We start from the raw sequence: 16,987 nt of genomic DNA, 5'->3' as shown, positions 1-16,987 counted from the left end.
CTTTCGGCGTTTTGGCGGTAGTCAAATTGATTTAGGAGAAGTCCAATGAAAAAATTCATCAATCAGGTCGATGACCTGCTGGTTGAAAGCCTGTCCGGTTTTGCGGCGGCGCATCGTGACATTGTCAGCCTCAATCTCGACCCGAATTACCTCGTGCGCGCCAGCAAGGCGGAAAGCAAGGTGGTGCTGATTTCCGGTGGCGGATCGGGCCATGAGCCGCTTCACAGCGGTTTTGTCGGCTACGGCATGCTGGATGCGGCCTGCCCCGGCCACGTGTTTACTTCGCCGACGCCCGACCAGATGCTGGCTGCGGCCGTCGCTGCCGAAAGCGGCCGTGGTGTGCTGTTTATCGTAAAAAACTATGCCGGCGACGTCATGAACTTTGAAATGGCCGCTGAAATGCTGCCCTTCGAGCATGCCACCGTGATCACCAGCGACGATGTGGCCGTGGAAAACTCCACCTACACCACCGGCCGCCGCGGCGTTGCCGGCACGGTGATCGTTGAAAAGGTCGTCGGCAGCCTCGCCGAAACGGGCGCCGACCTGGCCGCCTGCAAAGTCCTGGGCGACCGCGTCAACAGCCGCACCGCCTCGATGGGCGTGGCTCTGACCAGTTGCACGGTTCCCGCCGCCGGCCGCCCGACTTTCGATATCGAGCATCATGAGCTGGAGATGGGCGTCGGCATTCACGGCGAGCCCGGCCGCAGGCGCGAGGCGATGCGCAGCGCCGATGAAATCGTCGCCGATCTGGTGAGTGCGATTCTGGAAGACCTGAAGCCGGCACAGGGCAGCGAAGCCTTGCTGCTGGTGAACGGTTTCACCGGGACGCCGCTGATGGAGTTGTATGTCCTTTACAACTCGGCAGCCAAGCTGCTGAAACGGCATGGCGTGAATGTCACCCGTTCGCTGGTCGGCGATTACACTACTTCACTGGAAATGGCTGGCGCGTCGATTACCGTATGCCTGCTGGATGAGGAAATACGCCGTCATTGGGACGCGCCCGTGCATACTGCCGCATTGCGCTGGGGAAGGTAATTGCGCTACAGGGACCCCGCAAGCTCATAACTGGAGGAATGCACCATGAACGATAAGGAACTCGTGGCTTATCAAGCTGCAAGGCTGGTGGAAGACGGCATGCTGGTCGGCCTTGGAACCGGCTCGACGGCGAACTACTTCATCGAAGAGCTTGCCCGCCGCAAGAGCGAAGAAGGACTGGAAGTCTCGACCGTATCCAGCTCGGTCATCAGCGCGATCAAGGCGCAAAGCCTGGGGTTGCCGCTGGTAGCAATGGAGCATGTCAGCCGCCTCGATCTTTATGTCGATGGTGCCGATGAAGTCACGCCGGACATGACATTGCTTAAGGGGCGCGGATCGGATCTGGTACGCGAGAAGTTATTGGCGCGTGCGGCAGATCGGTTCATCGTGTTGGTGGATCAAAGCAAGCTGGTGAGCAGGATAGGCGAGAAATTTCCGATCCCGATCGAAGTCGTTCCCTTTGCCTGGCAACTGGCGAAACGCACGCTTGAATCATTGGGCGGTCGCGGCGGTTTGCGGCAGAACGCGAGCAAGGACGGGCTGGCGGTCACCTCGCACGGCAGCCTGGTGCTCGATATGGTGTTCGATTCTTCCATCGACAGCCAGGCTTTGAACGGCATGCTTAATGCGACGCCAGGAGTTGTGGAGCACGGAATTTTTCAAGGCCTTGCCGCTGCCGTATTCGTGGCGCAGGACGGTCGCGTCGAGGAACGCTGGAACGGCAAGTAGCTAGCTGTCTCAGTTATCCTTACCGGCAAGCTCCACGCGATTTCTTCCGCTTTCCTTTGCGCGATAAAGAGCGCGGTCGGCGCGTGAAATGCAGTCGTGCACGGCTTCGGCGGGCAATAATTCCGCCACGCCGAATGAGCTTCTGATGCATATGGTCAGCGGCTCATCGATGATAGGCGTCTCTTCGATGATTTGCCGCAAGCGGTCGACCAGTTTGCCGGCTGCTTCCAGTTCGGTCATTGGCAGCACGAGCAGGAATTCCTCGCCTCCATAGCGCGCGAATATGTCGCCTTGGCGCAATTCGCCCTGAATGCGGCTGGCGAATCCCTTCAACACAAGGTCGCCGATGCCATGACCGAATCTATCGTTGACGAGCTTGAAGTGATCGATATCGAGTAGCGCGATGGAGCAGGCGGTATGGTATCGGCGGATGTCCTGCCACTGGTCTTCCAGTCGTTGCAGGATATAGCGACGGTTGTAGAGGCCTGTCAGTTCGTCGTGCGTGGCCTGGTTGTTGAGGTTTTCCATCGCATGGGTCAATGCCAGGTTCTTTTCCTGCAACTTGCGGTTGGTCTCGTTGATGGTCAGGTTGGCGTCGCTGAGCGCCGATGCCAAGCGGTCGTTAATCGCCGAACTCAATACGTGCGCACGAATCTGCTGATGGGCGATCCGGCCGAAATGCAATGCGCAACCCAGCAGGATGAGCGAGCCTAAGGCCAGCCAGAGATGGCCCGGATGCGATCCGGCAAAATAATGGAACAAGGGAATCGCGGTGATGCCGATCAGAAAACCGGTCAGCGAAGCGAGTGAGGTCGAGACCGGAATGACCGCAAGCGCACTGACTACCATTAGCACCAGGACGATTTTCATTTCGTGCTCGATCGGAGTGGCATCGCCCACGAAAAAAACCATGGAAGAGCCCCAGGCGAGGCCGGCAAAGCTGTGGATCAATGTCTGATGGGCTTGCCAGGATCGCATGGCGGCCAGTGTTCGGGGAACCCGGTCGAATTTGTAGGATCGCAGGAGAGTCAGTGCATCGGGTATGGTTACCAGCGCCAGCCACGCCAGGATGGACATGAGCGGAACGTAGCCGATTTGAAGAAACGCCAAAAATAAGGATCCAATCGGCGCAATTAGCGACGCATCGCGGGATTGACGGGCCAGCGTGCCGACCAATTCGATCTGGACCAGCGTTTCGAGTTGGTCAGTTTCAGGAGTACCACCGGCAACTGACGACCCCGTCAAGTCTTTGGCTGGTGTGTTCATTCGTCTGGTTAGAATGAATTAAATATCTTTTAGGGTCAAGGATTTGCGTTTTCTAAACAGTTTCCCTGAAAAGCATCTGAACGAGCATATGTTATAGTACGCACCCCATTGATTTATCAAGCATTATGCAAACGAACCCGCGCCATCTAGAACTGCTTGCTCCCGCCCGCAATGCCGATATCGGCATCGAGGCCGTGAATCATGGCGCGGACGCGGTTTATATCGGCGGCCCGGCGTTCGGCGCGCGTGCCAAGGCGGAAAACTCCGTCGCCGACATTGCGCGGCTTGCCGCGCATGCGCACCGCTACCATGCGCGCGTATTCGTCGCCTTCAACACCATTTTTCACGACAACGAGCTGGAAGCAGCGCGCGATTTTGCGTGGCAATTTTACGAAGCCGGCGCGGATGCGTTGATTGTGCAGGATATGGGCCTGCTGGAGATGGATCTGCCGCCAATCCAGCTGCACGCCAGCACGCAAACCGATATCCGCACGGTCGAAAAAGCGGTATTCCTCGACCAGGTCGGTTTTTCGCAAATCGTACTGGCGCGTGAGATGGATCTTGCGACCATCCGCAAGGTGGCTGAGGCAACTTCCTGCCATCTGGAGTATTTCGTCCACGGCGCCTTGTGCGTTGCATTCAGCGGCCAGTGCTACATCAGCCACGCCCACAGTGGCCGCAGCGCCAACCGGGGCGAGTGCGCGCAGGAATGCCGCTTGCCTTACACGCTGGAAGACTCGCAGGGACGCATGCTCGCCAAGGACAAGCACCTGTTGTCGATGAAGGATAACGACCAGAGCGCGAACTTGCGCGCGCTGATCGAGGCGGGCGTGAGTTCATTCAAGATCGAGGGCCGCTACAAGGACATGGCCTACGTCAAGAACGCCACTGCCCATTACCGCCAGTTGCTGGACGGGCTGCTCGACGAGATGCCGGAATACGCGCGCTCATCCTCGGGCCTCTGTACCTATAGCTTCACGCCGCAGCCGGACAAGACCTTCAATCGCAGTACCACGGAATACTTCATTCACGGCCGAGGCGAGGACGTCGGCGCATTCGATACGCCCAAGTTCGCCGGTGAGGAAATCGGAAAGGTGACGCGCGTGGGGCAGGATCACTTCGAGGTCGATACAACGCTTGAATTGCACAACGGCGACGGTGTATGTTTTTTCGACGTGCACAAGGAACTGGTGGGGCTACGCGTCAATACCGTGCAGGGCAAGCGGCTATATCCAAACGAGATGCCTGCCGATTTGCGCCGCAATACCACCGTGTACCGTAACCGCGACCATGCGTACATGCGCCAGCTGGAAAAGCCTTCGGCGGAGCGGCGCATTCCCGTTGCATTGACGGTCAAGGAAACAAACGACGGCTTCGCGCTCGTCGTGACTGACGCCGATGGTTTCACCGCCGAGGCGCAGTGCATTGCCGATAAACTGCCGGCACAGAATCCCGAGAAGGCTGAAGCCGCGTTGCGTGAGAATCTCGGCAAGCTCGGCGGCACCGATTTTTCGGTCAAGGAGATTAATCTCGACATCGGGCAGCCCTGGTTCGTGCCGGCATCAGTTGTCAACGCGCTGCGTCGCGATGCGGTATCGCAACTGCAGCAGGTGCGCGCGAATGGCTATCGGCGACCGGCGCCAGGCATGCCCGCCGAGCCGCCGGCGATCTATCCCGAAGATACGCTGAGTTATCTCGCCAACATATACAATCGCAAGGCCCGCGCCTTCTACGAAAAGCACGGCGTTCAGGCCATCGCTTCCGCCTACGAGGCTAATGAGGAATTGGGCGAGGTGCCGGTCATGATTACCAAGCACTGCCTGCGCTATAGTTTCGCGATGTGCCCGAAGGAAGCCAAGGGCGTTATCGGCGTGCAGGGCACGATTACCGCCGAGCCGATGACGCTAGTCAACGGCAAGGACCGCATTACGCTCAAATTCGATTGCAAGCGCTGCGAAATGCACGTCATGGGGAAAATCCGCAAGCCGGTACTGCAGATGGCGCAGCCGCAGCCGGTACAGTTCCACACCAGACGGCCTTGACCGCGATTTTCGATGTCCGGTTGAAACGCCTGATCTAGGATTTCGGGCAGAAAATTCGGGCGTGGGAGGTTATTCGCCGCTGGTAGGGGTATGATGAAAGTTCAGTAACCCCGTTAGGCAAGGTCATGACTGTTATCTCGGAACGATGGCTCCCCTCAAGACAACCGGGAGACAAGTTCTGCACGCAATGCAAAAACTCCTGCCCCGCTGAGGGCGGCATGCAAATCGTCACCGCAGATCGGCTACATCAACGCTGGGTTTGCAAACGTTGCAAGGACAGGCTGGAAACACATCACAAAGGCTAGTTCCGAAGCACGCTGCGATCCGGTCTATCGTTGCTAGAGCTCGCCGCCATCGGCCTAAGGATGGCTGGATGTCGATGCAACGGTAGATGTGACGATATAATTCACGCATGCGTGCGATCTGTATTCGCCGCATTAAGAAGCTTTGTGTTCAGGGTGCGGGATTCATGTAGCGAAGATGCAGGCCTTCGATTTCCTTCATGACTTCTTCCGGCAATGGCTTTTCCCAGGCGGCAATGTTTTCTTCCAGCTGCGGTAGCGACGTGGCGCCCACGAGCGTGCTGGTCACAAACCATCTGCGGTACACAAACGATAGTGCCATCTGCGCCGGCGTCATGCCATGTTTGCGCGCGAGTTCCGCATAGGCGGCGACGGCCGGTTGCACGTTGGGTTTTTCGTAACGTTGCGCGAAGCCCTTGAATTGCGTGACGCGGCCCTGAGCTTGTGGATCTGATTGATATTTGGCGGAAAGGTGGCCGAAGGCGAGCGGGGAATAGGCGAGCAGGCCGACGTTTTCGCGGTAGGCGATTTCCGCCAGACCGAATTCGAAGCCGCGATTGATGAGGTTGTAGCAATTCTGGATGGATGCGATGCGCGGCAGCCCGTATTCCTTGGCAATGCGCAAAAACTCCATCACGCCCCACGGTTGCTCATTTGAAACGCCGACGTAACGCACCTTGCCTTCACTCACAAGCTCGGTCAACGCTTCCAGTTGTTCCCGGATGGATAGCCAGTCCTTTTGGCGGCCATTCTCGAACTCCTGCGCCGGGTCGAACTGATACTGCCCGAACATCGGTACGTTGCGTTCCGGCCAGTGCAGTTGATAAAGGTCGATGTAGTCGGTCTGCAGGCGCTTGAGCGAGCCTTCGATGGCGGCACGGATATTGGCGCGATCCATCGATTTCGGGCCGCCGCGTATCCACTCCATATTGCGACGCGGGCCGGCGACCTTGGTACCGAGGATGATCTTGTCGCGCGGCTGGTTTTTCAGCCAGTTTCCGACGATGGTCTCGGTGCGGGTCACCGTATCGGCGCGTGGCGGCACCGGGTACATTTCTGCGGTGTCGATGAAATTGATGCCTTGCGCGACGGCGTAATCGAGTTGCGCATGGGCTTCGGCTTCGCTGTTTTGCTGGCCGAAGGTCATCGTGCCGAGGCAGATGGCGGAGACGTTGAGGTTGCTGCTTCCTAGATGACGGTGTTCCATGAGGCTTTCCTGATAGGTGTCGGCCGATTCTACCGCGATGCGGTATTTCCGAAGCAATGCAGAAGCGCGAATCCCCGGTTTACTGCGGAAACACCCCATCCACGTAAAACCATCGTCCATTCTCGCGCACGAAGCGGCTGATTTCGTGCAGGCGATGGGCGCGTCCGGCGATTTTGTAACGAGCGACGAATTCGACAGTGGCCGTATCGGCGGACTCTTCGTGTCGCTTCACTTCCAGCCCCAGCCATTTCGAGTCGTCATCGGCGATATCAAGTGCGGCGGGACGTGTATCGGGATGCCAGGTGGCGAATAGATAATCTTCCAGCTTCAGTACATAGGCGCTGTAGCGCGAACGCATCAACGCCTCGGCACTACGAGCGGGCATACCCTGATGAATGGGTTCGCAACAAGCGGCATAAGATAGGCCGCCGCAAGGGCACGCCGGAAGCGGATTTTTACTCATCCGCTTCCGGTGTTTCTTCGGGTGCTTCGGCCGGAGCCGGTTGCGCCGCAGCCAGCATTTCACTGCGTGTTTCCGGCGTTTCCAGGCTGATGCGGCCGAGCGTTCCGGAGCGGTAGTCGGTCAGCAGCGTGATCGCGGCTTTTTCCAGATCGAGATCGCCGCCTTTCATGCGGTAGCCACGTTTTTTGGCGACGGATTCGATGACGTCCACGCCGTCCATGCCTTCGACCGCGAATTTATAGCGTCCGGCAAGCAGCGCCGGATAGCGCTTGAGCAGCAGATCGCCGAGAAAGGTCGCGACTTCTTCGTCAATCACCGCATTACGGCCGATGGCATGACTGGCGGCGAGCATGAAGCCATCCGAGTCGTATTTGATCTTGGGCCACATCATGCCCGGCGTGTCGGTAATGCAGGCTTTGTCGCTCAGGTCGATGCGCTGCTGGTTCTTGGTGACCGCCGGCTCGTCGCCGACCTTGGCGACGCGCTTGTTGAGCAAGGCGTTCATCAGCGTGGATTTGCCCACATTGGGAATACCCATGATCATCATGCGCAGCGGCTTGAGATTGGTGCCGCGATGCGGTGCGAGCGACTGGCACAGGCCGGTAACCTTGGCAGCGTCGCCTGGCTTTTTGCAGGAAAGCGCCACCGCTTTCACGCCGGGTTGTTTATTGTAGAAATTGAGCCAGGCCTGGGTCGCGGCGGGGTCGGCGAGGTCGGCCTTGTTGAGGATTTTCAGGCACGGGCGCTGGCGAAACAGGCGTAGCTCCTCGATCATCGGATTATGGCTCGCCTCGGGCAGGCGGGCGTCCAACACTTCGATCACGACGTCGATAAACTCCATGGTCTCCGCCGCTTTCTTTCGGGCGGAAGTCATGTGACCGGGGAACCACTGAATTGCCATGCGAATACCAGAATCTAATTAATTGATTATTTTACCATTGTGCGGCGGCATCCTGCATCGCTGCAAAAAATACTATCATGTAAGCCTATTTGAAGACCTTTTCCTGATCGTGACCAACATCCCCGAAATCCGCCCCGAACAATCCGTCGAACTGCTGAAAGAGCTGCATATCCTCACGCGCGACGGCAAGCTCAACCAGGACAGCCGGCGCAAGCTGAAGCAGGTCTATCATCTCTATCAATTCATCGAGCCGCTGCTCCTCGAAGTGATGGAGGAAAACGGCAACCCGATACTGGCGGATCACGGCGCAGGCAAGTCCTACCTCGGTTTCATCCTATACGATCTGTTCATGAAGCAGCATGCTTTCGGTCATGTTTACGGCATCGAGACGCGGCAGGAGCTGGTCGAAAGATCGCGTGCGCTAGCGGCCAGACTGGGCTTCGAGCGCATGACTTTTCTCAATCTGTCGGTGGAAGAGTCGATCACTTCGCCGCAGCTGCCGGAAGAAATCGATATCGTCACCGCGCTGCATGCCTGTAACACGGCGACCGATGACGCGATCAAGTTCGGTTTGCAAAAGCAGGCGAAATTTCTGGTGCTGGTGCCATGTTGCCAGGCCGAGGTGGCAGCCGTGCTGCGCAAGCACAAAGGTCAGGCGCTGAAGAATCCCCTCAGCGAACTCTGGCGCCACCCCATCCATACGCGCGAATTCGGCAGCCAGATTACCAACGTGCTGCGTTGCCTGCAGTTGGAGGCGCACGGCTACCAGGTAACGGTGACGGAACTGGTTGGCTGGGAACACTCGATGAAAAACGAACTTATCGTTGCCCGCTACAAGAACCTGCCGCGCCAAAAGGCGGCCGAGCGTCTGGACATGATACTGGCAGAGGTGGGACTGGAAGAACTTCGCGAGCGTTTCGCTTGAGCCTAGGTTTTATGCGCAAGATGCTGCAGGCTGCCGAGGCGAGTAGCGTACTGGCGGGTAAATTCGGCGCCGAGGAAGAAAATTTGCGCCGAGTAATACACCCAGAGCAGCAAGGCTACCAGCGAACCCGCCGCCCCGTAACCCGAGGCAATGTCGCTATTGCCGAGGTAGAGGCCGATGGCATATTTACCGAAGATGAACAGGCCGGCGGTAACTGCGGCGCCTATCCACACGTCTGACCACGATAGCGGTACCTCGGGCAGCATTTTATAGATCAGCGCGAACATGCAGGCGATGACCCCGAAAGTTACCAGGGTCGAGATGTAAGTGAACATGCCGAACATTTCTCCCCATAATCCACCCATGTAGCGTTCCAGCATGGCTAGTGCGGCATTGACTACCAGGGAAATCAGCAGCAAAAAGGCAAGCGAAAGCACAATGCTGAATGACAGAAGACGCGTCATCAGCAGCGATTTCAGCGCGGATTCATCGTTGGTTTCAATCCCCCAAATTTCATCCAGACTGGCCTTGAGCTCCGCGAATACCGTGGTGGCGCCTATGACTAGCAGTATTACCGCAATCAGCGTGGCCCAAAAACTTGAGCCATCGCTCTGTGATGCTGCGAGCATGACCTTCGCCGCCTCCGCTCCTTGCGGCCCAACCAGGTTTTCGATCTGCTTGATAATCTCGCCTTGGGCGGTCTCCTGGCCGAAGAAGTAGCCTACGAATGTGATCGCCAGGACGAGTATGGGAGTGAGGGAAAATAATGTATAGAAAGACAATGCAGCGCCCTTGCTCGACGCGCGATGGTAAAACCAGGCTTTGATCGCGCCCAGCATCAGACGGGAAATATGTTTCAGCCGATCGATTCCGGATTTCACCTGCATGACAATCCCTCGACGATATTAAGAGTTCGATGGCGAGCGATGGATCAAGTTCAGATGCGCTGCCGGCCTGGGTGACATCGGGGCTGCGTTACAATTGCGCAATATTAGAAAAGGAGCTTGAGATGCAGAACGCGGAATTCGTGCTGAATGATGAGTATATCGAGCTCAATCAGCTGCTCAAACTGGTAGGTGTATGCGATAGCGGGGGCGCGGGTAAGGCGCTCGTCGCCAGCGGCGCTGTATCTGTGGACGGTCAGATCGAGCTGCGCAAGACCTGCAAGGTACGCGCGGGGCAGAAAGTGACGGTCGGGGATATCGAGATTACAGTACTGCCTGCACCGGAATCGGGCATCTGGATTGCCGATTAGAATTTGGACAAAGGGAGACCAAAATGAAAAAATTAGCCGCCGTTTTGGCGCTGTTCGCATGCAGCGGTCTGGCACAGGCCAAGCCTGCATTCACCGGCCCCGACTACAGTGGCGTTTACGAATGCACGGGCCTGGACGCGCATGAGGGCAAATACACCGGCACGGTGACCATGAAGCTGGTGCCGGAGCAAAGCACCGGCGATCACGGCGCGTATGGTTTCAAGCTGGAAGTGCCGGAATATGGCGCCTATCTGGGGCACGCGGTAGCGGAAGGCAACAAGCTGGCCATCCATTTCGCTTTGAAGGATCCATCCACCAAGGATTACGGCACCGGCATCGCGACGATCAAAAAGGGGAAAGACGGAAAACTGGCGTTCAGCAAATTCTATTACGAACCAGAATACAAAGGCGGTAATACCGGCTCCGAGGAGTGCGCGCAGAAATAACCACACCAAAGGCGCGAGAAGCGTCCTGACGTGGTCAAAAAAGCGGTTCCTACTTGGGCTGCTGTATATAACGCAGGTAAGGTTTGGGCGCCCGCCATCCGGCCGGATATTTCGCTCGGGCGGCTTCGTCGGAAACGGAGGGCGGAATGATGACTTCGTCGCCTGGGCGCCAGTTAACCGGTGTCGCCACCGTGTGTTTGCCCGTCAATTGGCAGGAGTCCAGTGCCCGCAGTACTTCGTTGAAATCGCGCCCGGTACTCATCGGGTACATCAGCATCAACTTGATTTTCTTGTCCGGTCCGATCAGGAATACCGAGCGTACCGTTGCATTATCCACTGCGGTGCGGCCGCTTGCAGTGCCGCTGGCGTTAGGATGGATCATGTCGTATAGCTTGGCCACCTTGAGATCGGTGTCGCCGATGAGAGGATAGTTAAGCTCGCAATCTTGTGTTTCCTCGATGTCCTGCGTCCATTTTGTGTGGTCTTCCACGCTGTCGATACTGAGCCCGATGACCTTGCAGCCTCGTTTGTCGAATTCCGGTTTGAGTTTTGCCAGATAGCCGAGTTCGGTCGTGCAGACCGGGGTGAAATCCTTGGGATGGGAAAAGAGTATCGCCCAGCCATCGCCGACCCAGTCATGAAAATGGATCGTGCCTTCCGTAGTCTCCGCGGTGAAGTCGGGAGCTTCGTCGCCAATTCGCAATGCCATGATGACCTCCTGTTGGAGTAATTTGATGCGAATTAATCATCATACTCCCGATAAGCGCTACTGCAAGCGGGCATGTATTTGGGCGACAGAAACGACAACGGGAGCCGAGGCTCCCGTTGTCTTAATGCTTGAATCGCGTCTTAGCGGTTGCAGACGTACATCGTCACTTCAAAACCGAAACGCATTTCAGTCACTTCAGGCTTGGTCCACATGTCAGTCTCCTCAAAATTGTCTGGTTGGGCGATTCGTTATGACTCATCGCATGAGTTCAACTATACGCTGTCAGTTTTCATGATCCCTCGTTCGGTTCATGAATGATGCCTAATGATTTTCATGAATCGTCGGGGACCCGAATAACCGCGACATTTACCTTTTTTACCCACGCCGGCCCATTTGCCTGGCGTGTTAAAATTCGCCGCCCATGAATTCATCCACCATGCCTTCTCCTTCCCGTATCGTCGAGCAGTTCGAAGCGCAACTGCCGCATTGCATGCTGGCCGACCGGTATCCGCTGCAACGCAAGCTGCGCGATGCCCGCGACGCACTCAAGGCCGGCAAACCCGCCGAGCGGCTGCTGGCGGAGCTGGCAACGCGTATCGAGAGCTCGTCCCGGCGCTATGCCGCTCGCCGCGATGCCTTGCCGCGGCCTGAATTTGCGCAGGATTTACCGGTCAACCAGCGCAAGGACGAGATTGCCGCAGCCATCGCCAGGCACCAGGTGGTCATCGTCTGCGGCGAGACCGGCTCGGGTAAGACGACGCAATTGCCCAAGATTTGCCTCGAACTCGGGCGTGGTGTTTCCGGCCTGATCGGCCACACCCAGCCGCGCCGTATCGCTGCACGATCAGTGGCTTCACGCATCGCGCAGGAACTGAAAACGCCGCTGGGCGAGGCGGTGGGTTACAAGGTGCGTTTCAACGACAAGCTGTCCGAGAGCAGCTACGTCAAACTGATGACGGACGGTATTTTGCTCGCCGAGACGCAGGGCGACCGCTTCCTCAATGGCTACGACACGCTGATTATCGACGAAGCGCACGAACGCAGTCTCAATATCGATTTCTTGCTGGGATATCTCAAGCAACTGCTGCCGAAACGGCCCGATCTTAAGGTCATTGTGACCTCGGCCACCATCGATGCCGACCGGTTCTCCAAACATTTCGACGGCGCGCCGGTGATCGAGGTTTCAGGACGCATGTATCCGGTCGAGGTGCGCTATCGTCCGTTGCAGGAAACAGAAGAGGACGAGCAGGAAGAAACGATGGAGGCCGCGATCCTGGATGCGGTCGACGATCTGTCGCGACTGGGGGGGGGTGACATCCTGGTATTCCTGCCTGGCGAGCGCGAAATCCGCGATACGGCGGAGCATTTGCGCAAGCACCATCCCAAGGGTGCGGAAATCCTGCCGCTGTTCGCTCGGCTTTCCATCGAGGACCAACAGAAGGTATTCCGGCCTTCCGGTGGGCGGCGCATCGTGCTGGCGACCAATGTCGCCGAAACCTCGCTTACCGTGCCCGGCATCAAATATGTGATCGACACCGGTCTGGCGCGCGTCAACCGTTACAGTTCGCGCGCCAAGGTCGAGCAGTTGCAGATCGAAAAAATCTCGCAGGCAGCGGCACGGCAGCGCGCGGGGCGTTGCGGCCGTGTCTCAAACGGTATCTGCGTGCGGCTATATTCCGAAGAGGATTTCAATGCGCGTTCGGAATTTACCGATCCCGAAATCCTGCGCAGCTCTCTTGCATCAGTCATCCTGCGCATGGCCTCGCTCAAATTGGGCGATGTATCCGAGTTCCCGTTCATCGAAGCGCCGTATTCGCGCCTGATCGCCGACGGCTACCAGCTCCTGCAGGAGTTGGGCGCGGTAGACGATCAGCGCCGCATCACCGAGATTGGCAATCAGCTGGCGAAACTGCCGCTGGATCCGCGCATCGGCCGCATGATTCTTGCCGCCAAGCGCGAGAGTTGCCTCAAGGAAATTCTCATCATCGGTTCGGCGCTGGCGATGCAGGACCCGCGCGAGCGGCCGATGGACAAGCGCGAGGCGGCCGACCAGGCGCATGCCAAGTTTGCCGACGAGCGCTCGGATTTCATGAGTTTCCTCAAGCTGTGGGATTTCTACGAGGATGCGCTCAAGCACAAGAAATCCAACCGTGATCTCCTGAACAAATGTCACCAGAATTTCCTGTCATTCCTGCGGCTCAAGGAGTGGCGCGAGCTGCACGGCCAACTGGCCGGCATCGTCGCCGACATGGAGCTGCGGCCCAATGAGCAGGAAGCCGGTTATGACCAGATACACAGGGCGCTTTTGGCTGGCCTGCTGGGCAACATCGGTTTCAAGGACGGCGAGGCCGAATCCTATCTTGGCGCGCGTGGCATTCGTTTCCATATTGCTCCGGGCTCCAGCCTCAAGAAGCGCCGCCCGAAGTGGGTGATGGCGGCCGAACTGATGGAAACTGCCAAACTTTATGCGCGCGGCGTGGCCGATATCAACCCCGACTGGATCGAGCCGCTGGCGCGCGGCCTGACGCAAAGCCATTACAGCGACCCACGCTGGGACCGCAAGCCGGCACAGGTGGTTGCGTGGGAACGCGTCAGCCTGTACGGCCTGACCATCGTGCCCAAGCGTCGCGTGCATTACGGCCCCATAGATCCGGCGGAATCGCGTGAAATTTTCATCCGCGAGGCATTGGCGAACATGGAATTCGACACGCGCGCGCCGTTCTTCGAGGCCAACCGCAAGCTGATGCGCGAGATCGAGGAGCTGGAGCACAAGGCGCGTCGGCAGGACGTGCTGGTGGACGAGCACGCGCTGTTTGCGTTCTACGATGCGCGTATCCCGGAAGGCATTGTCAACGGTGCCGGGTTCGAGAAATGGCGGCAGGAAGCGGAAAAGGACAATCCCAGGCTGTTGTATCTCACCAAAGACGACTTGATGCGCCATGCGGCCAGCAGCGTCACGGAGGCGCAGTTCCCGGAAACATTCGATCTCGATGGCGTGCCGGTGCCGCTCAAGTATCGTTTCGAGCCGGGGCATCCGCTTGACGGTGTGACGGCGACTATCCCGCTTGCGCTGCTCAACCAGCTCGATCCGACGCAAACCGAATGGCTGGTGCCGGGCATGGTACGCGAGAAGATTACGCACCTCGTCAAGGCGCTGCCCAAGACTATCCGCCGCGTGTGCGTGCCGGTGCCGGAGTTCGTTACGGGTTTCCTCGAACAGGCAAAAATCGGCGAAGGCGCGATTCTGGAAGTGCTGGCTGTCTACATCCAGAAACGCACCGGATTAAAGCTTGCTCCGTCGGACTGGACGGAGGCCATTCCTGCGCACCTGCTGATGAATTTCCGCATCGTGGATGATGCCGGGCGCGAACTGGCAATGGGCCGGGACTGGCTGGCATTGAAAAGCCAGCTGGGCCAGGCCGCGCAACTGACTTTTCGCAGCGGTCAGCCGGACATTGAAAAAACCGGCCTCAAGCAATGGGATTTCGGCGATCTACCGAAAAAGCTGGATTTCAATCGCAGTGGGCGCCAGATGACGGGCTATCCGGCTCTGGAAGACAACGGCGACAGCGTTGCGGTCAAGCTGTTCGACACCGAATCCGCCGCGCAGGAATCGCACCGCAAGGGGGTGCGCCGCCTGATGCGTTTCGAGCTTAAAGAGCAAATGAAGCAGCTGGAAAAAGGCCTGCCCGGCTTCAATCAGTATGCAATGCTGCTGCGCAATATCATGAATCCCGACGACCTGCGCGAGGATATGCTGACTGCGATTGCCGACCGCGCCTTCATCGGCGAGGATGATCTGCCGCGTACCAATGCCGAATTCATGGCGCTCAAGACCCGCGCCCGGACACGGCTGCCGGCGGTGGTGGAAGGGGCGGGACGTCTCGCCCAGGCTATCGCCGCGGAAATACAGCCGCTGACACAAAAGCTCAATGGTCTGCCGCCCGCGATGTCGCGCGTGAAGCGCGAAGTGGAGGAGCACTATGCCCGTCTCTTGCCCAAGTGCTTTTTCAGCGCAACGCCGTGGGAACGGTTGCAGCATATTCCACGCTATCTCAAGGCATTACGGTTGCGACTGGATAAATATCCCGCCAGTATCGAGCGCGATATGCGCAGTGCGCAGGCGGTGCAGCAACTGTGGTCGCGCTGGGAGGAGAAGATTGCCGCCGAACGCAAGCAGGGCGGCCTTAGTCCTGCATTGGAGGATTTCCGCTGGCTGATCGAAGAGTTGCGCGTGTCGCTGTTCGCGCAGGAATTGAAGACGCCGTTCCCGGTATCAGTGAAGCGGCTGGAGAAAATCTGGACGGAGCTGCCGTAGCGGCTCCGTCCGCGAGGAAAATCGCTTAGATGGTCATGTCCTCGGCCAAGTAGCCGATGGTCATGGTCTGGTTGTGCAGTACGCTTTGGTCGCTGTTCGAACCCGGACAGAATTCGCCGTTGGAGTAGAAGCCAGTAATCGCCGCCTGGGCGCCCAGCGTGTCCTTGACGATACGGATCTCGTCGGAAATCTGCTCGGCCATCACCAGCTTGCGGCCGACGCAGCTGACGCAGATCGCCAGGCCGGGAAAGCGCATCGCTTGTTCCGGCAGCGAGGTCGATACCATTTTTGCCGCACCGCCGGCACCTTCCACCAGACGGTCGTGTGTGGTCTGGCACAAGCGCACGGTTTCGCCTTCCGGTACATCGCCGGCAAAGGTCAGGCTGTTGTTGGCTGGGTCGATACTGAGCAGCGTGCGCACGGTTTCCACATCGCGGCCGCCTGCGCCGACGATGGCGAATGGGAACTTGAGGCCGGTTCCGGGCAATCCCTTGGCGTAATGCTCGCCGATATACATGCGATAGAGCGGCAGGGCAGGCTTGCCGTCCATTTCATACACCACGTTCTTGTCCGAACGGGTAACCTTGCGCGGCGGGCCGTAGGGCTTCCAGCCGCCGAGCGCGCCGCTGGCGGTGACCAGATGGTTGCCATACAGGCCGACCGCGATGACCAGATTGTCGCTGACGCTGTCGTTATGCAGCAGCAGGGTCCGGGTAAAGGCTGCGTTATCGCCGGCCATGCCGCCCACAATGGGGATCTCGTTGCCAATGATGCTCTGGAAGCCTTTCAAAACCTCGGTGCCGTTGACGCTGAGGCCGTCGGAAAATACCAGGATCGCGCGCAGATTGTCCGTTTTGAGTGTAGTGGCGAGCGATGCGCCGGTCTGGAACGAGCTTTTCATGTCGGAAACACGGAGGTCAGCCACACGCATGCTGGTTTTTTCCCACTGGATCGCGGTGATCTGCAGGCTTTCGTCGAAGACGCCCTGGTCGCTGATTTCACCTGCGGTGGTGCAACCGATCACTTGTGCCGTCGGGTAGCGTTCTTTCAGGGTTGCCGTCAATTTGCTTTCGCTGAAGCGTTTGACTGAGCCGAATACCAGAACGAGATTGGCAGAGGGCAATGGCGAAGTCCTGGGCAGATCCTTCAACCCTTGTTTGCCGGTGATGGCTTCCTGTTTGATCAGCATGTCTGTGATTCCAATTGTGTGTCAAAGTAACGGGCGAAAGCCATCTCAGGGCGCAGCGAGCCTGTCATCAGGACGGCAGGAAGCGCTAAAAATTCAATGGCTTGAGCAATGTTATTCGTAATGTGATTTCACGCGCCCTTGTTATAGAGCCGGGCTTGCGGCGAGTTTAAACCCAAGTGAATTGCCCGGGCAATATGAAT

General features: G+C 58.0%; 15 protein-coding genes. 7 read left to right on the top strand and 8 right to left on the bottom strand.

The window, feature by feature from the left end:
* Positions 1–45 precede the first annotated feature (45 nt).
* Both dhaK and rpiA read left to right on the top strand, forming a co-directional pair.
* Positions 46–1,035 carry a dihydroxyacetone kinase subunit DhaK gene (dhaK, locus tag A7976_RS02245; RefSeq protein WP_067106317.1) on the top strand — a complete coding sequence of 330 codons (990 nt, stop codon included), beginning with the start codon at positions 46–48 and terminating at the stop codon, positions 1,033–1,035.
* 45 nt (positions 1,036–1,080) lie between these two features.
* Positions 1,081–1,764 (top strand): ribose-5-phosphate isomerase RpiA, encoded by a 684-nt coding sequence (gene rpiA / locus A7976_RS02240; RefSeq protein WP_067106316.1) that lies wholly within the window; start codon positions 1,081–1,083, stop codon positions 1,762–1,764.
* Positions 1,765–1,773: 9 nt separating this feature from the next.
* On the opposite strand, the gene A7976_RS02235 is transcribed toward rpiA, so the two are convergent.
* Positions 1,774–3,030 carry a GGDEF domain-containing protein gene (locus tag A7976_RS02235; protein WP_082877934.1) on the bottom strand — a complete coding sequence of 419 codons (1,257 nt, stop codon included), beginning with the start codon at positions 3,028–3,030 and terminating at the stop codon, positions 1,774–1,776.
* 125 nt (positions 3,031–3,155) lie between these two features.
* Here A7976_RS02235 and A7976_RS02230 point away from each other — a divergent pair, with 125 nt between their 5' ends.
* Positions 3,156–5,072 carry a U32 family peptidase gene (locus A7976_RS02230; RefSeq protein ID WP_067106312.1) on the top strand — a complete coding sequence of 639 codons (1,917 nt, stop codon included), beginning with the start codon at positions 3,156–3,158 and terminating at the stop codon, positions 5,070–5,072.
* Between the two features lie 453 nt (positions 5,073–5,525).
* Here the strand turns inward: A7976_RS02230 and A7976_RS02225 are convergent, their stop codons facing one another.
* The 3 genes from A7976_RS02225 to ylqF form a co-directional block, all read right to left on the bottom strand.
* Positions 5,526–6,581 carry an NADP(H)-dependent aldo-keto reductase gene (locus A7976_RS02225; protein ID WP_067106310.1) on the bottom strand — a complete coding sequence of 352 codons (1,056 nt, stop codon included), beginning with the start codon at positions 6,579–6,581 and terminating at the stop codon, positions 5,526–5,528.
* Between the two features lie 79 nt (positions 6,582–6,660).
* Complete coding sequence (locus tag A7976_RS02220) at positions 6,661–7,044, bottom strand: YchJ family protein (RefSeq protein WP_067106308.1); 384 nt, start codon at positions 7,042–7,044, stop codon at positions 6,661–6,663.
* Entirely contained in the window at positions 7,037–7,945 is a 909-nt protein-coding gene (gene ylqF, locus A7976_RS02215; RefSeq protein WP_067106305.1) for a ribosome biogenesis GTPase YlqF, read from the bottom strand. The genes A7976_RS02220 and ylqF overlap by 8 nt, the downstream gene beginning before the upstream one ends.
* A 109-nt stretch (positions 7,946–8,054) precedes the next feature.
* On the opposite strand from ylqF, the gene A7976_RS02210 reads away from it, so the two are divergent.
* Positions 8,055–8,870 carry an SAM-dependent methyltransferase gene (locus A7976_RS02210; protein ID WP_067107312.1) on the top strand — a complete coding sequence of 272 codons (816 nt, stop codon included), beginning with the start codon at positions 8,055–8,057 and terminating at the stop codon, positions 8,868–8,870.
* A gap of 2 nt (positions 8,871–8,872) precedes the next feature.
* Here A7976_RS02210 and A7976_RS02205 read toward each other — a convergent pair whose 3' ends face one another.
* Complete coding sequence (locus tag A7976_RS02205; protein WP_067106303.1) at positions 8,873–9,757, bottom strand: YihY/virulence factor BrkB family protein; 885 nt, start codon at positions 9,755–9,757, stop codon at positions 8,873–8,875.
* 122 nt (positions 9,758–9,879) lie between these two features.
* Here A7976_RS02205 and A7976_RS02200 point away from each other — a divergent pair, with 122 nt between their 5' ends.
* The gene (locus A7976_RS02200; RefSeq protein WP_067106301.1) at positions 9,880–10,125 is read left to right on the top strand and encodes an RNA-binding S4 domain-containing protein; all 246 of its coding nucleotides are present in this window, start codon (positions 9,880–9,882) and stop codon (positions 10,123–10,125) included.
* Between the two features lie 23 nt (positions 10,126–10,148).
* The gene (locus A7976_RS02195; RefSeq protein WP_067106300.1) at positions 10,149–10,571 is read left to right on the top strand and encodes a hypothetical protein; all 423 of its coding nucleotides are present in this window, start codon (positions 10,149–10,151) and stop codon (positions 10,569–10,571) included.
* Positions 10,572–10,620: 49 nt separating this feature from the next.
* Here the strand turns inward: A7976_RS02195 and A7976_RS02190 are convergent, their stop codons facing one another.
* Together A7976_RS02190 and pqqA are read right to left on the bottom strand one after the other, a co-directional pair.
* Positions 10,621–11,280 (bottom strand): peroxiredoxin, encoded by a 660-nt coding sequence (locus A7976_RS02190; RefSeq protein ID WP_067106298.1) that lies wholly within the window; start codon positions 11,278–11,280, stop codon positions 10,621–10,623.
* Positions 11,281–11,420: 140 nt separating this feature from the next.
* Positions 11,421–11,492 carry a pyrroloquinoline quinone precursor peptide PqqA gene (gene pqqA / locus A7976_RS14680; RefSeq protein WP_081774944.1) on the bottom strand — a complete coding sequence of 24 codons (72 nt, stop codon included), beginning with the start codon at positions 11,490–11,492 and terminating at the stop codon, positions 11,421–11,423.
* 278 nt (positions 11,493–11,770) lie between these two features.
* Between pqqA and hrpA the strand changes: the two genes are divergently transcribed.
* Positions 11,771–15,598 carry an ATP-dependent RNA helicase HrpA gene (hrpA, locus tag A7976_RS02185; RefSeq protein ID WP_067107309.1) on the top strand — a complete coding sequence of 1,276 codons (3,828 nt, stop codon included), beginning with the start codon at positions 11,771–11,773 and terminating at the stop codon, positions 15,596–15,598.
* Between the two features lie 25 nt (positions 15,599–15,623).
* On the opposite strand, the gene A7976_RS02180 is transcribed toward hrpA, so the two are convergent.
* Complete coding sequence (locus A7976_RS02180) at positions 15,624–16,787, bottom strand: FIST signal transduction protein (RefSeq protein ID WP_067106296.1); 1,164 nt, start codon at positions 16,785–16,787, stop codon at positions 15,624–15,626.
* Positions 16,788–16,987 lie beyond the last annotated feature (200 nt).

It is taken from the genome of Methylobacillus sp. MM3 (genome assembly GCF_001645185.1).
GTDB lineage: Bacteria > Pseudomonadota > Gammaproteobacteria > Burkholderiales > Methylophilaceae > MM2.
Note: the sequence above shows the minus strand (reverse complement) of the source record. Positions and strands in the feature narration are given on the sequence as shown.

Excerpts from the sequence above, each read along its gene's own strand:
- A7976_RS02235 (WP_082877934.1), bottom strand. The coding sequence starts at position 3,030 with ATGAACACACCAGCCAAAGACTTGACGGGGTCGTCAGTTGCCGGTGGT.
- A7976_RS02230 (WP_067106312.1), top strand. The coding sequence starts at position 3,156 with ATGCAAACGAACCCGCGCCATCTAGAACTGCTTGCTCCCGCCCGCAAT.
- dhaK (WP_067106317.1), top strand. The coding sequence starts at position 46 with ATGAAAAAATTCATCAATCAGGTCGATGACCTGCTGGTTGAAAGCCTG.
- A7976_RS02200 (WP_067106301.1), top strand. The coding sequence starts at position 9,880 with ATGCAGAACGCGGAATTCGTGCTGAATGATGAGTATATCGAGCTCAAT.
- ylqF (WP_067106305.1), bottom strand. The coding sequence starts at position 7,945 with ATGGCAATTCAGTGGTTCCCCGGTCACATGACTTCCGCCCGAAAGAAA.
- rpiA (WP_067106316.1), top strand. The coding sequence starts at position 1,081 with ATGAACGATAAGGAACTCGTGGCTTATCAAGCTGCAAGGCTGGTGGAA.
- A7976_RS02190 (WP_067106298.1), bottom strand. The coding sequence starts at position 11,280 with ATGGCATTGCGAATTGGCGACGAAGCTCCCGACTTCACCGCGGAGACT.
- A7976_RS02180 (WP_067106296.1), bottom strand. The coding sequence starts at position 16,787 with ATGCTGATCAAACAGGAAGCCATCACCGGCAAACAAGGGTTGAAGGAT.
- A7976_RS02220 (WP_067106308.1), bottom strand. The coding sequence starts at position 7,044 with ATGAGTAAAAATCCGCTTCCGGCGTGCCCTTGCGGCGGCCTATCTTAT.
- A7976_RS02225 (WP_067106310.1), bottom strand. The coding sequence starts at position 6,581 with ATGGAACACCGTCATCTAGGAAGCAGCAACCTCAACGTCTCCGCCATC.
- A7976_RS02195 (WP_067106300.1), top strand. The coding sequence starts at position 10,149 with ATGAAAAAATTAGCCGCCGTTTTGGCGCTGTTCGCATGCAGCGGTCTG.
- hrpA (WP_067107309.1), top strand. The coding sequence starts at position 11,771 with ATGCTGGCCGACCGGTATCCGCTGCAACGCAAGCTGCGCGATGCCCGC.
- A7976_RS02205 (WP_067106303.1), bottom strand. The coding sequence starts at position 9,757 with ATGCAGGTGAAATCCGGAATCGATCGGCTGAAACATATTTCCCGTCTG.